Source organism: Aeromonas sp. ASNIH4 (assembly GCF_002934425.1).
Classification (GTDB): domain Bacteria; phylum Pseudomonadota; class Gammaproteobacteria; order Enterobacterales; family Aeromonadaceae; genus Aeromonas; species Aeromonas hydrophila.
Window position 1 is genome coordinate 1,091,271 of the sequence record NZ_CP026217.1, and the last position, 13,227, is coordinate 1,104,497.

Genomic DNA, 13,227 nt, shown 5'->3' on the forward strand with positions numbered 1-13,227 from the left:
GCTAGGGATGACAGTGCGCTGCGCCATGGTCAGTTCTTCAGATAGCTGTGACCACGGCACGCGGTCAGCAACAGGTTGAGCAGCAGGGCCAGGGCCAGCAGGACGATGCCGAGCGCGACCCCCTGGGTGAAGGCCCCTTTCTGGGTCTCCAGCGCGATGGCGGTGGGAATGTTGCGGGTGAAGTGCAAAATGTTGCCCCCCACCATCATGGAGCAGCCCACCTCGGTGACGATGCGGCTGAAGGCGCCGATTACCGCCGCCAACAGGCCGAAGCGGCACTCGCGCATCAGCCCGAGCAGCGCCCTGGGCCAGGAGAGCCCCAGGGTGCGGGCGGTCTCCCAGGCGCGCCGGTCGCTCTGCACGAACGCGGCGTGGGCCATGGTGGCGATCACCGGAAAGGCGATCAGCATCTGCCCCACCACCATGGCCTGCTGGGTGAACAGCATCTTCCAGTCGCCGAAGGGGCCGGCTCGCGACAGCAGCATGTAGAGCAAGAGGCCAATCACCACGGTCGGCACCGACTGCAGGGTATTGATGCAGGAGAGCCAGAGCCAGCGCGCCGGGATCGGCAGATAAGCCAGCGCGAAGCCGAGCAGCAGGGCTGGCAGCAGCACCAGCCCGAGCGCGAGGCCCGATACCGAGAAGGAGACCCCCACCACCTGCCACAGCTCGGCATCGCCGCTGAACAGCAGCGCCAGGGCCGCCAGTGTGGTTTCGATCAGGGTCGGCACCGGGCGCCTCCGTCACTCAAGGTGGCGAGGGGCGCCAGGGGCAGGTCGCGCAGGGTCGGCCGTGGCATCACTGTGGCTTGGCGTCGGCCACGAACAGCGGCTGGCCGGCCACCTTGAAGTCACCGATCAGCTGCTGGCCATGCTGGGAGACCAGCCAGTTCTTCAGGGTGCGGGCCCCTTCGGTGTTGAGATCCGGGTAGCGCTTGGGATTGACCAGGATCACCTGGTAGGGGTTGAACAACCGCTTGTCCCCCTCCAGCAGCACGGCGAGATCCAGCTTGCTCTGGTAGGCGAGCCAGGTGCCGCGGTCGGTCAGGGTGTAGGCACCCAGCTCCGAAGCCATGGTCAGGGTCGGCCCCATGCCCTGGCCGATGGACTTGTAGCCAGCGAACTCGGGCTTGACGTCGGCCGCCTGCCACAGGGTCTTCTCCTTGATGTGGGTGCCGGACTCGTCCCCGCGGGAGATAAAGGTCTGCTCCTTGTCCTTGATGGCTTCCAGCGCCTTGGCGGCATCGTGCAGCTTGCCAAGACCGGCCGGGTCTTTCGCCGGGCCGACGATGACGAAGTCGTTGTACATCAGGTGCTCAGGCTCGATGCCAAAGCCCGCCTCGACGAAGGCCTTCTCGGCAGAGGGGGCGTGGGTCATCACCAGATCCGCGTCGCCGTTCTCGCCCATCTTCAGGCTCTGGCCGGTACCGGCCGCCATCACCTGCACCGGGTAGCCGGTCTCCTTGGTGAACTGGGGCAGCAGCCAGCCCAGCAGGCCGGACTGTTCGGTGCTGGTGGTGGTGGCGAGGCGGATGGGTGCCTTGGTTTCGGCATGGCTGGCAGCGCTCCAGAGCGGCAGGCTGAGCAGCAGGGCGGAGGAGAGGGCAAGGGCGAGGCGTTTGCGCACTGTGGCTGTGATCATGATGTCAGGGTACCCGGTGATGGAGAGAGGGCAGGACTAAGCAAGCAGGGTGCCAAGCTGACCGCGAGCCTTGTTCGGCCCAGTTTTTAATGTGAAAACAGTCGGTTAAGCGCACTAATTGCGTGATGGCACCGTCGCTTTTAATAAACGGAGTTGGCACTTGGGGCCGGTTAGCGACAAAATGTCCCACAGTTTATAAGGTCGGTGGGACAATCCCGGAACCTTGTCGAATCTGAGGTACTTTTTTCATGACTGCACCCGCCAGCCGCTGGTCCGCCCTCTCCTTGCTCATCGTCGACGACGAACCAGGCATGCGCAGCTTCCTCGCCAAGGCGCTGGCCCGCCGCTTCGCCCAGATAGAGACGGCCGCCAGCGTGGAGGAGGCCGAGGCCCTGCGCTGCCGCCTGCATTTTGATCTCATCATCGCCGACATCCGCCTGCCGGGGCGCTCCGGCATCGAGTGGCACGAGGCCATCGATCCCGCCACCCGGCGCAGCGACATCATCTTCATGACCGGCTTTGGCGACATGGAGACCGCCCTCAAGGCGCTGCGGCTCGGCGCCAGCGACTTCATTCTCAAGCCTTTCAACCTGGATCAGATGGTGCAGGCGGTGGACCGGGTCATCGAGCGCCGCCAGATGGAGCGGGAGAACCTGCTGCTGCGCCGGGAGGTGAGCAAGCTGTTCCCGCCCACCCTGATCGGCGACAGCGCCAAGACCCGCGAGCTCAAGACGCTGATCGCCCGGGTCGCCCCCTCCAACGCCGCCGTGCTGGTGGAGGGGGAGTCCGGCACCGGCAAGGAGCTGGTGGCCCGCGCCCTGCACCAGCTCTCCGGCCGGATGGGGGCCTTCGTGCCGCTCAACTGCGCCTCCATCGCCCCCGAGCTTTTGGAGAGCGAGCTGTTCGGCCACGTGCAGGGGGCCTTTACCGGGGCCCGCAAGGGGCGCGACGGCCTGTTCCGGGTCGCCCACCAGGGCACGCTGTTTCTGGACGAGATCGGCGAGATGCCGCTCGCCATGCAGGCCTCCCTGCTGCGGGCGCTGGAGCAGAAAGCCATCCGCCCGGTGGGGGCCGAGCGGGAGCTTTCGGTGGATGTGCGCATCGTCGCCGCCACCAACCGCAACCTGAAGGCGGAGGTGGAGGCGGGCCGTTTTCGTGAAGACCTCTTCTATCGCCTCAACGTGGTGGCGCTGCCGGTGGCCCCCCTGCGCGAGCGCATCGATGACATCCCCGCCCTGGTGCACCACTTCACCCGCCAGCTCACCGCCGAGATGGGCATGGGCGCCCTGCACTGGACCCACGAGGACGTGGTGGCCATGCAGGCCTACCCCTGGCCCGGCAACGTGCGCGAGCTGCGCAACCTGATCGAGCGTTGCCTGCTGCTGGGCAAGCCGCCCGCCGAGTACTGGCAGAGCGCCAAGCCGGCCGAGTCGGCACGGAGCGAGGAGGGCTATCCGCTGGAGTGGGCGCTGGCCGAGGTGGAGAAGGCTCACATCCTGCAGGTGGTGGCGAGCCATGATGGCAACAAGTCGGCCGCCTCCCGGGTGCTCGGGGTGGCGCGCAAGACCCTGGAGCGCAAGTTCAAGGAGTGGGCCATCGAATGAGCCGGCTCGCCCCTTGTCGCCGGAGTGAGTCATGAGGCTGGCGCAGATCCCTGGGTTGCTCAGAACCAAGGTGCGCTGGCGCCTGCTGCTGCTCACCTCGGTGCCCATCATGCTGACTTTGGCCGGCATGATAGGACTGACCCTCTACTGGACCCTCACCTACAGCTGGCAGAACCTGCTCACCACGGTGCGCAGCGACCTTGGCGTTGCCCACCACGCGGTGAGCGTGCAGCAGCAGCGTCAGGCCGAGCACCTCGAACACCTGCGCGATGCCTGGGCCTTCCAGCTGCAACTGCGTGAATCCCCCGCTCGCTTGCGCCAATGGGTGATGCCACTGGCCGCCAACTACGGCCTCGATTTTTTGCGCCTGCGCAGCGGCAGCGAGCTGGATCTGCTGCCAGCGCAGGATCGCGCGGCCCTCGCCGCCGGGCGCAGCGTCAGCCATTTCGTGGTCTGGTCGCGGGAGCAACTGTTGGCGCTCTCGCCGGCACTGGCCAGCCGCGCCGTGCTGGAGCGGGAATATGATCCGGTGGCGGGGCAGGAGACCCGCGGCCTGGTCAGCCTCTCGCTGACCCCGGTGATGGGGCGGGACGGCGGTCTCTGGGGCGTGCTGGAGGGAGGCGAGCTCATCAACGGCAGCACCCGGCTGGTGGACGAGCTCAAGGGCCAGGTGTTCGCCAAGAACACCCTGCCTGCCGGCAGCATCGGCACCGTCACCCTGTTTCTCGGCGACCTGCGAGTGAGCACCAACGTGCCTGCCAGCAGCAGTCGCCAGCTGGGGCGGGCGGTGGGCACCCGGGTCTCGGCGCCGGTGCGCGAGCAGGTACTGGGGCGCGGCGAGCCCTGGATTGATCGCGCCTTCGTGCACGACGCCTGGTATGTGTCGGGCTACGAGCCGCTCTTGGGCGCCAATGGCGAGCGCATCGGCATGCTCTACGTCGGTTTTCTCGAGTGGCCCATCATCCGCACCTACCTCACCAACCTGCTGGAGCTGGGCTCCGGCGTGGTGGTGTTGCTGCTGCTCTCCGGCCTGCTGGTCTATCGCGGCGCGCGGGACTTGTTCACCCCCATCGAGCGGATGCACAAGGTGGTGCGCCAGGTGCAGGCGGGTCAGCCGGCCCGCATCGGCGTGCTGGCCCTCGACCCCGATCACGAGCTGGCCCAGCTCGGTCGCCAGTTCGACGCCATGCTGGACCAGCAGGCGGCGCACCAGCAGCAGCTGGCCCGCAGCGCCGACGAGCTGGAGCAGAAGGTGGCCGAGCGCACCCAGAGCCTTGAGCAGAAGACCGCCGAGCTCGAGCACCACATCCACATGCTGACCCAGGCCCGCCAGCAGCTGCTCATCAGCGAGAAGCTGGCGGCCCTCGGCGAGCTCTGTGCCGGGGTGGCCCACGAGATCAACAACCCGCTGGCGGTGATCCTCGGCAATGTGGAGCTGATGAAGCTGGAGCTGGGGGAGGCGGCCGCGCCGGTGAGCGAGGAGCTGGCGCTGGTGCTGGCCCAGATCGAGCGCATTCGCGCCATCACCCGCAGCCTGCTGCAATATTCCCGTCCCGGCGACTACGAGACGGCGCCGGTGTGGCAGCACCTCACCCCCATCATCGAGGAGAGTCTGACCCTGGTGCGCTCCGCCCTGCGCCAGCAGCAGGTGAACCTGGTGGCCGATCTCAGGGCCCAGCAGCCCATCGAGGCGGATCGCCAGCAGCTGCTGCAGGTGCTGATCAACCTCTTGGTCAACGCCAGCCATGCGCTGGGGGAGCAGGGGGAGATCCGGGTCGAGAGCCGCGACTGGCTGGATGACGCCGGCCAGTTGCAAGGGGCCGAGGTGCGGGTCATCGACAATGGCAGCGGCATCGAGGCGGCCATCATCGACAAGATCTTCGACCCCTTCTTCACCACCCGCGCCACCGGCACTGGGCTGGGGCTGGCCCTGAGCCACCGCATCATCAGCCGCTGGGGCGGGGAGCTGTTGGTGGATTCAACCCCGGGGCAGGGCAGCTGCTTTACCATCCGCCTGCGCAGCCACGCCCGGCTGGCCAGCGGTGGCGAGCGCGACCGGCTGGAGGGGTGGCGCATCGCGCTCAATGCCGAGGGGCGTGAGGCCGGTGGCGACCACCCGTCTTAACCACGCCAGTCACAAAAAAGCCCGTCAATATTGGTCTTGGCGGGCTTTTTTACGGGCGAGTGAGTGGTTATTTACTGCGGGCTCCACACCAGCTTGCCGCTCTGGGTCAGGTCATAGCCGCCGAGGCGGGCCGCCAGCTCGCGCCCCTCGGGGGATTGCAGCCAGCCGATCAGCTGCTGCAGCAGGGTGCGAAAGAAGACCCCCTGCGGCATCACCAGATCGAAGCACTCCTGAGAGAGCGGCATGAAATCGAGGCCGAACTCGGTGGCGGTGCTCTGGGCACCGGGCCCGACATCGGCATCGCCCCGGCTGATGGCGGCGGCCAGCTCCCGCTCGCTGTTGACCTCGAGGGTGCGCTCCAGCCGGGTCAGCGACTCCCCTTGCGTTTGCAGCCACTCCTGCAGGGCGCGCTGGCTGCCGGCCCCCTCCTGGCGCATGGCCCAGCGCCAGTCGAGCGCCTGTCTCGCCTCTTTCGGTTGCAAGCCTCGGCGCAGCACCAGTCCCTGCACCCGCCGAAATCCATGAACGATCACCCATTGCCGGTGGCCCTGATACTGCTGCACCAGCGCCGGATGGCGCAGGTGGGCCTCCTCGGCCTGGCCCCAGTGAATGGCGCAGAGATCCACGTGGCCGCGTGCCAGCATCGCCAGCCCCTGACGGGTGCCGCACGGAGTGTAGCCCACCAGTGCCTGGGTGCCGAGCTGCTGGGCCAAACGGCTGCTGGCGTAGTGGAGCAGCACGTCGTCGGAGCCTGCCAGCAGCAGGCGGTCGTTCATCACCCCCTCGTGGCAGCTGCCAAGCAGCCAGCGATCGAGCAGGGAGCGGGGAAACAGCCACTTGCCGGTCGCCTTGGTGGCGGGGATGCGCGCCTCGTTGGCGAGCTGGTAGACCTTCTTCTCGTTGAGATCGAGATACTCCGCCACCTGCTTCACGTTCATAAATTCATTCATGGCTTAGTCCCGCATCCCGAGACCGGCCGAACTGGGCGCCAGCACCGGCGGCTTCTCGTCCAGCACGAGATGGTCGTGGCCGCTGAATACCTCGAAGTGGCGCCCCTTGGCGCGGGCAATCATGGTGATGCCGAGCTGGCGGGCGAGATCCAGCCCCATTTGGGTGACGCCGGAGCGCGACAGCAGCACCGGAATGCCCATCTGCGCCACCTTGATCACCATCTCCGAGGTGAGCCGCCCGGTGGTGTAGAAGATCTTGTCGTGGCCAGCCTCGCCACTCATCCAGAGCTCGCCCGCCAGGGTATCCACCGCATTGTGGCGCCCCACGTCCTCGACAAAGGAGAGGATTTCGCTGCCGCGACAGATGGCGCAGCCATGGACTGCACCCGCCATCTTGTAGGTTTCGTTATGGGCCGACAGCGCCTTGAGCAGGGCGTAGAGGGTGCTCTGTTTAAGCTCGGGCGCCGCCAAGACCACCCCTTCGAGCTTCTTCATCACGCTGCCATACATGGTGCCCTGACCGCAGCCGGAGGTGACCGTCTTCTTCTCCAGTGACTTGTCGAGATCTTCGGCCTGCTGGCTGCTCACCACGGCGGCGGCCTCGCTCTCCCAGTCGACGATGACCGACTCGATGGTCGAAATATCCTCGATAAAGCCCTGATTTTTCAGATAACCCAGTACCAGCGCCTCGGGGCGGGCCCCCAGCGTCATCAGGGTTACGATTTCCTTCCAGTTGAGGTAGACCGTCAGTGGCCGTTCACAGGCGATTTGGCGGGTTTGCAGCATGCCCTGTTCATCCATCACCTCGACGGCCATGGTGAGCTGGGCGGCTGCATTGCTTTTGATAAAGGTCGGTGTCATGGGCCCCTCGCGACCGGTTGCCGAGATCTAAGGGGAGGGATACAGCAAGTTTTGTTCCAGATAAATGTGAGAAGACTAAGTATCAGAGTGATAGTTCGCAGCCAGCATTATTTGGAAGTTCAGACGTTATGCACGATGTCATTTTGATAAGGAAGTAAGTAATCATGCTTTTCTTTGAAAACTCATATGGTTAGAATTGGGAGGAATTAGGTTAAGATACAAAATTTAATGCCGATTAATAAGCAGCTAATGAAGGAAATAAGAATATGGATAATCTTTGGGGTGATGTATTAGCAACAGTGATCGGTGGTTGCATTCTAACATTTCTATTCTTCTTGATTAGGGAAAAATGTTTCCCTCTTCCTAATATAAGTGGCATGTGGCACTTAAAGAATATTACAGTAGATAGTGCTTATAACCCATACAAAGGAATGACTCTTGGCTATACTGCTATTCTTTGGTGCGAAGGAAATAGAGTTTCAGGCACTACAGAGAAAGTTTATGAGGATTCTGTCAATGGAGAAAGACCATTTATTGGTAAAAACAGATGTCGCGGTGTTGTTGATGGGTATATCCATAAAAACTATTTTTCAAAAGACATGGTAGTATTACATGTTGTAGAGGATGGTTTTGGGCGGGAGTCTACTTACTCGTACAAGCTCAAAATTCAAAATAAAACAGATACGCTGGAAGGTATATTTTCTACAATGGTTGCTGATCAGAATGGTTATACAACTTGGAGCCGGGAGAAAATTTGAGGTACATATATATAATATTATCTTCACCTTATTTATTAGCCTATTATTTTGTGTTCGCGTTTAGCCCCTATTTCCGTTTGCTACAGAGTAAAGTAGTCAATTCAATAGGTGAGCTTTGGTGTGACTTTCCATCAGATTATAAGTATTACTTGCAGATAGCAGAAGATCATAGGGGAGACTATCATTACGGGATAGACCAGATATCTTTCTGCAGAATAATTTATCAGTATATTTTTAGGTTCATCGCGGCTTTCCGGGGAAGGCCGCCTTGATTTTCAGAAAAAAGTATTCTGAGTCCCTAAATCCATATGCCATACGCTTTATCACTTTGATCTTGTTGTTCACCCCTTCCAGCACACTCGTGTGCATCGGGTAGTTTGCACTCGCCAGGATCCCCCGCATATATTTCGATAAATTTCGACCAAATCGTTGCAGCGGCGCTAGCCCGCTTTCCTTCACCTGCCGCATCCAGCTCCGCCATCGTCGCCATCCTTCCCACACGCTCGGCGCATACCAGATGCCCTTCAACCCCTCTTTCAGCACGTACACCATCGCCAGCGGTTGATTCGCCGCCAACAGCTCCTGCAACTTCACATCCTGTTTTTCACTCAACTTCGCCCGATTACGTAGCAGCAACCAACGCGCACTTTTGACCACTTTTCGCGCCGGTTTATCGCTTTTCAGTGCATTCGCCTGCTCCACTCGCACCCGGTCCACCACCTCTCGGCCATAGCGAGCCACCACGTGGAACAGGTCGTAGACCACCTCCGCCTGCGGGCAGTGTTGCTTCACCTCCAGGTCGAACGCCGTGTTCATGTCCATCGCCACCGCTTCAATCTGCTGGCATCGCTCGCCGAGCTGCTCGAAGAAGGGACGGATAGCGGCCCGGCTGTTGCCGTGCCCCACCCACAGGACGCGGGTTCGCTCGGCATCCATGATCACGGTGGCATAGCGGTGTCCCTTGTGCAGGGCAAACTCATCCATCACCAGCCGCCGCACCTCCCCAAGTTCGATGGTGCCCACACTGGTCTGCAAACGGCGCTTGTCGATCTCCTTGATGGTGTGCCAACCGACCCCGGTGAGCTGGCTGACATGGCGGATGGGGAGGTACTGAACGAGCGCTTCAATCCAGCACTGCATGCGCCGGGTGAGGCGGGAGCCAGAGGGGAGCCAGTCGATATGTTCACTGACGCGACCACAGCGCAGACAGTCGACGCGGCGAACAGGCAGTTGTAACCAGACTTGTCGGTCAAATAGGTCTCGCTCACGCACCCGGCGGATACGTTGGTCGTGGATCAATGGCGTGGGTTGCAGGCATCGGCGACAACGGGGCAAGAAGTCGGCGCGAGGCTCAAGGGTAAACAGGGTGTGATGGTTGGCAGAAAGCGCTTGGGCGATGACGGTATAACCTGGCCAGAAGGAGGCAATATCAATATGATGCACGGCGACAGCAGGGTGATGGTGGTGGTGTGTTTGGAGACAGCCAGTTTACCAGCACCCTGTCTGTCAACTTCCACTTCCCCAAGATCCCGCGAAGAACCTATTTTTAGGGGAATAAAGCAAGGGGGGAGCACCATTGAACAGCAATTAGTGAGGACTATTACTGGCCATTATGAGCCTACATTGAAGAGAAAGTTAATGGAACAACTATTAGCTATATCTATCGCTAGAAAATTCAATAAAGATCAGATTGTTTCTGCATATGTACAAGTTGCATATCTGGGGACAAAAATTTCTGGTGTTTTTGAATTAGCCAAATGTCTTGGGTTAGATGTTTTCCGAGATAGTACAATACTCTCAATTGAGCTATCCATACGATTAAAATACCCTGAGCCATCTAAATATAGTCTTATATGGCATGCAAAATATCAACGCAGAAAAAATCATATTATTAACCTGGCAAGTAAAAAGCTACCAAAGCATATAAGGGAAAATGTAAATGCTAGACAGATATAGCCCTTTTTAATGTTCCCTATATTTAGGAGCTTTTTATTTGAAAAGGTGGTTATTGGATAATTTGGTGTTATCCGATGACTGCTATCCCCCTTGAGTAGGCGCAGGTGAACTGGTTTTACTCCACATACTGGGCTTCGCTGCGCTCAGCGCTAACCCATGTGATGCACGACGCCCCAACCCGCAGTAAAGCCCCCATCAACCACCAAACCGGCCTTGGCCCCACTCTTGCTAAGTCTTATCCCACTGATGGCCGTGGCTGCCCTGAATGTACTGCCTTGATCCGCCCCGACTGGGGCTAAGCAAGGGGGAGGGTGGCCCGGCAGAGACCTTCTGATGGGAGCCGTGACAGTGCAAGAGACAACCAACCCCCTCTCCCCGCAGCGCTGGCTGCAGCTGGAGTTAAAGGCCATCGACAGTCAGGTTGGCCGCTGGCAGAGCCGCCGTTTCGAGATTGCGGCGCTCCACCCCGCCGAACCTGAGGCCGCCGGTGCCTTGCCCCTTACCCTGTTTCGCGATGAGCGGGGGGATTATCGCTTCAATCTGAGCTCCGGCTCGCCCCGCCTCTTTGTCACTGGAAGCCGCGTGGACAGTGGCTTTGTGGCCGATGGCCTCACCCTGAGTCAGACCGTGGCCGCCGCCTATATGGATGGTGAGCGGCAAGTGCTCTCCTGCCCGCTGCCCGAAGCGCTGCAAGCCTGGGTGGAGGCCTTTATCGGCCGCCACGGCGAGCTGCTGGAGGCCCGTCGCAAGGGCAAGAAGGGCAAGGGGCGGGCGCAGGATCAGCTGGGTGTCGATAGCCAGGAGCAAGCCAGCTGTGGCGCCGTCAAGGCTACCGGCCCCGATGGTCGCGAGCGTGGCAGCGATGCCGGAAACAAGGCCGGAAACAGCGCCCATGAGTGAGTTCCTCAAGCGCTGGTCGTCTCGCAAGAGCGAGGCGCGCAAGCATCAGGCATTGCAGCCACGAGAAGAGGTCACTCCTGAGGCACTTGCGACCCCCATCGATGGCAGCGGCGAAGGTGAAATGCCAGGTACAGAACTGGATGGCCGCGTAGTCAGCACTGACAAGGGGAGTGATGTTCCTCTTCGCGTTGAAGGGGGCAAGCCGCGCGGATCAGAGCCCAAAACGACCCCCTCAGAGAAGCCGGCACTCCCCGACAAGGAGGTGCTGCGCGCCATGTTTCGCAGCCACAAGCCGGATGGGCTCGACGACTACACCCAGGATTTCAGCCAGCCCGAATTGCTGCCCGCAGCCTTGAGCGCCGGGCTGCGTAACTGGCTGGTGGAGCAGGCGACGGCGCCCGATGGTGAAGCGCCTCACTTATCCTCCGCCGCACCCGAACCGGCGACGGTGGCCGCCACGGCCATAACCAGCGAGCCGCAAGGGTTGGCTGATAACCATTCTCAAAACCCTACCGATGATCGGGACATTTTGGTTGACCATGATGGACAAAATGTCCCAACCAAGGGTGGGGGAATGGAGCATTTGGGATCCTGACTCCCTGCCAGTCACTTTTTTCCTGGGGGAGTTGGCTCGGCTCTTGCTCTCCCAGCTGACCAACAAGCACGCCATCCCACGAGGTGGCGCGCACAGGAGTGCATGTGAGCATCGAACAACCCATAACAACATCCGTCGCAACTCTGACCGCCGATGGCGTGGCCGCGCGCAACGAACGTGCCCGCGCCCATGCCCTGCAGCATGCGGTCAAGACCGACAACCTGATCCCGGCTACTGTCTCCTACCAGAGTCAGGGGCGCCTGCTGCTGGTCGGCCCGGAAGACCGCATTCGCCGCGCGGCCAGCCTGCTGCCCCAAGGCGTGATGCCGACCCTGCTGGTCACCGAATCCGTCCACAATGCCGAGGCGGCGGATCTCGAGGCCATCTTCGAGGCTACCGCCACCCTGGATGCCCTGACCCTGCGCGAGCCGAGCCTGACCGGGTATCTCGGCCAGTTCCAGCTCACCGGCCTCAATGGGCAGGGTGAGCGTATTTCTCTGGCTGCGCTCTGTTTTACTCAGCAGGCCGCTGCAAATGGCGAACCACGCTTCGATCTGGTGGCCGATCTGGGCCGCGTCCCGCTGTTTGCGCTGGAACGCCCGCCAGTCGGTTATCTGCATCTTGCCGATGACCAAGGGCTGGCCGAACGGCTTGCCGAGCTCTGTGCGCTGACAGGTATCTTTGACAAGCCGCGCTATTTTCGCCTCGACCCCGAGGCCTGCGCCTTTACCGCCCGCGGCGTGCCCGGTTGCAGCCGCTGTCTCGATGTCTGCCCGACCGATGCGCTCAAGCCCGTCAATGGTCGCATCCAGATCGATCCCCATCTCTGTCAGGGCTTTGGCAGCTGCGCCTCGGCCTGTCCGACCGGGGCGATTGCCTATCACCAACCCGATGCCAACACCAGCGGCGACTATCTGCTGCGGCTGCTCAAGCACTACCGGGAGGCGGGGGGCGACGCGCCTCGGCTGCTGATCGCCGGTGAAAGCGAGCGGGAATGGGTGGAAGCCGAGCTCACCCGCCTATCTGCCAACTGGCTGCCGGTCTGGGTGGAGGAGAGCGCGAGTCTAGGCATCGATAGCTGGCTGGCCGCTATTGCCTATGGCGCCAACGCGGTGCGCATCGCGCTGGGCGATGGTGCCCCCGAGAGCGTCCGTGCGCTGGTTGAGCGGGAGCTGGCGAGCGCCGCCGTGCTGCTGGCTGGCGCCGGTCTTGCTGCCGATCGCATCGCCTTGTTTAACCCGGATGTCGAATTAGATAAGCCGATCTCCGGTGAGCCGACCCTTGCCCTGCTGGACAAGCCGCTCAAAGGAGACAAACGGGAGAACCTGTTTGCCGCCTTCGATGCCCTCTGGCAAGCCAACAATGGCGGCCTCGAGCCGCTGGCGGTGCCCCACGGCGCCCCTTACGGCAGCGTCGAGCTCAAAGACGCTGACTGCACCCTCTGCATGGGCTGCGTGGCGGTCTGCCCAAGCCGCGCTTTGCATGCGGTGGGGCATGCCCCCGGCCTCAACTTTATCGAGCAGGATTGCATCCAGTGCGGCATGTGCGAAAAGGCCTGCCCCGAGCAGGCCATCGTGCTGGTGCCCCGCCTGCAACCGGTGCCCGAGGCGCGCCGCGCCGTGCAGAGCCTCAAAGCCGAAGAGGCGGCCTGCTGCATTCGCTGTGGCAAGCCGTTTGCGCCGGCCTCCCTTATCCGCCGCATCCAGCAAAAACTGGCCGGTCACTCCCACTTTCAGAACGAGGCCGCCCAGCGGCTGCTGATGTGCGAGGACTGCCGGGTCAAGGATGTGTTTGCGGCGCTGGCGGCGGATCCCGTCTCCCAGCTCAAGGTGTGAGG

At 61.8% G+C, this 13,227-nt stretch carries 12 protein-coding genes; 7 read left to right on the plus strand and 5 right to left on the minus strand.

All coding sequences use genetic code 11. The features are described from left to right. Positions 1 to 29 precede the first annotated feature (29 nt). Both C2U40_RS05160 and C2U40_RS05165 read right to left on the minus strand, forming a co-directional pair. On the minus strand, positions 30 to 731 hold the full coding sequence (locus tag C2U40_RS05160; RefSeq protein WP_016351543.1) for an ABC transporter permease: 702 nt from the start codon (positions 729 to 731) through the stop codon (positions 30 to 32). Positions 732 to 798: 67 nt separating this feature from the next. Next, complete coding sequence (locus C2U40_RS05165; protein WP_103827032.1) at positions 799 to 1,641, minus strand: substrate-binding domain-containing protein; 843 nt, start codon at positions 1,639 to 1,641, stop codon at positions 799 to 801. A 248-nt stretch (positions 1,642 to 1,889) separates the two neighbouring features. On the opposite strand from C2U40_RS05165, the gene C2U40_RS05170 reads away from it, so the two are divergent. Together C2U40_RS05170 and C2U40_RS05175 are read left to right on the plus strand one after the other, a co-directional pair. Next, on the plus strand, positions 1,890 to 3,245 hold the full coding sequence (locus C2U40_RS05170) for a sigma-54-dependent transcriptional regulator (RefSeq protein WP_017409121.1): 1,356 nt from the start codon (positions 1,890 to 1,892) through the stop codon (positions 3,243 to 3,245). Between the two features lie 31 nt (positions 3,246 to 3,276). Continuing rightward, positions 3,277 to 5,370, plus strand: coding sequence for a sensor histidine kinase (locus tag C2U40_RS05175; RefSeq protein ID WP_103827033.1), 2,094 nt, complete (start codon positions 3,277 to 3,279; stop codon positions 5,368 to 5,370). A gap of 71 nt (positions 5,371 to 5,441) precedes the next feature. Here the strand turns inward: C2U40_RS05175 and C2U40_RS05180 are convergent, their stop codons facing one another. After that, the gene (locus tag C2U40_RS05180; protein WP_029299489.1) at positions 5,442 to 6,308 is read right to left on the minus strand and encodes a helix-turn-helix transcriptional regulator; all 867 of its coding nucleotides are present in this window, start codon (positions 6,306 to 6,308) and stop codon (positions 5,442 to 5,444) included. Between the two features lie 15 nt (positions 6,309 to 6,323). Then, positions 6,324 to 7,181, minus strand: coding sequence for a formate dehydrogenase accessory sulfurtransferase FdhD (locus tag C2U40_RS05185; protein WP_103827034.1), 858 nt, complete (start codon positions 7,179 to 7,181; stop codon positions 6,324 to 6,326). A gap of 266 nt (positions 7,182 to 7,447) precedes the next feature. Here C2U40_RS05185 and C2U40_RS05190 point away from each other — a divergent pair, with 266 nt between their 5' ends. Further along, positions 7,448 to 7,939, plus strand: a complete 492-nt coding sequence (locus tag C2U40_RS05190) for a hypothetical protein (RefSeq protein ID WP_081013111.1) — start codon at positions 7,448 to 7,450, stop codon at positions 7,937 to 7,939. 240 nt (positions 7,940 to 8,179) lie between these two features. On the opposite strand, the gene C2U40_RS05195 is transcribed toward C2U40_RS05190, so the two are convergent. Further along, positions 8,180 to 9,382 carry an ISL3-like element ISAeme19 family transposase gene (locus C2U40_RS05195; RefSeq protein ID WP_081000878.1) on the minus strand — a complete coding sequence of 401 codons (1,203 nt, stop codon included), beginning with the start codon at positions 9,380 to 9,382 and terminating at the stop codon, positions 8,180 to 8,182. On the opposite strand from C2U40_RS05195, the gene C2U40_RS05200 reads away from it, so the two are divergent. From C2U40_RS05200 to C2U40_RS05215, 4 genes are all read left to right on the plus strand, one after another. Next, a complete protein-coding gene (locus tag C2U40_RS05200; RefSeq protein ID WP_103829193.1) occupies positions 9,374 to 9,895 on the plus strand; it encodes a transglycosylase domain-containing protein in 522 nt (173 codons plus the stop codon). The two genes, C2U40_RS05195 and C2U40_RS05200, sit on opposite strands and share 9 nt — an antisense overlap. Positions 9,896 to 10,228: 333 nt before the next feature. Continuing rightward, positions 10,229 to 10,795: a DUF3305 domain-containing protein gene (locus C2U40_RS05205; RefSeq protein WP_103829192.1), complete on the plus strand. Its 567-nt coding sequence runs from the start codon at positions 10,229 to 10,231 to the stop codon at positions 10,793 to 10,795. Then, on the plus strand, positions 10,788 to 11,390 hold the full coding sequence (locus C2U40_RS05210; RefSeq protein ID WP_181014966.1) for a DUF3306 domain-containing protein: 603 nt from the start codon (positions 10,788 to 10,790) through the stop codon (positions 11,388 to 11,390). The genes C2U40_RS05205 and C2U40_RS05210 overlap by 8 nt, the downstream gene beginning before the upstream one ends. A gap of 104 nt (positions 11,391 to 11,494) precedes the next feature. After that, on the plus strand, positions 11,495 to 13,225 hold the full coding sequence (locus C2U40_RS05215) for a 4Fe-4S dicluster domain-containing protein (protein ID WP_103829190.1): 1,731 nt from the start codon (positions 11,495 to 11,497) through the stop codon (positions 13,223 to 13,225). Positions 13,226 to 13,227: the final 2 nt, after the last annotated feature.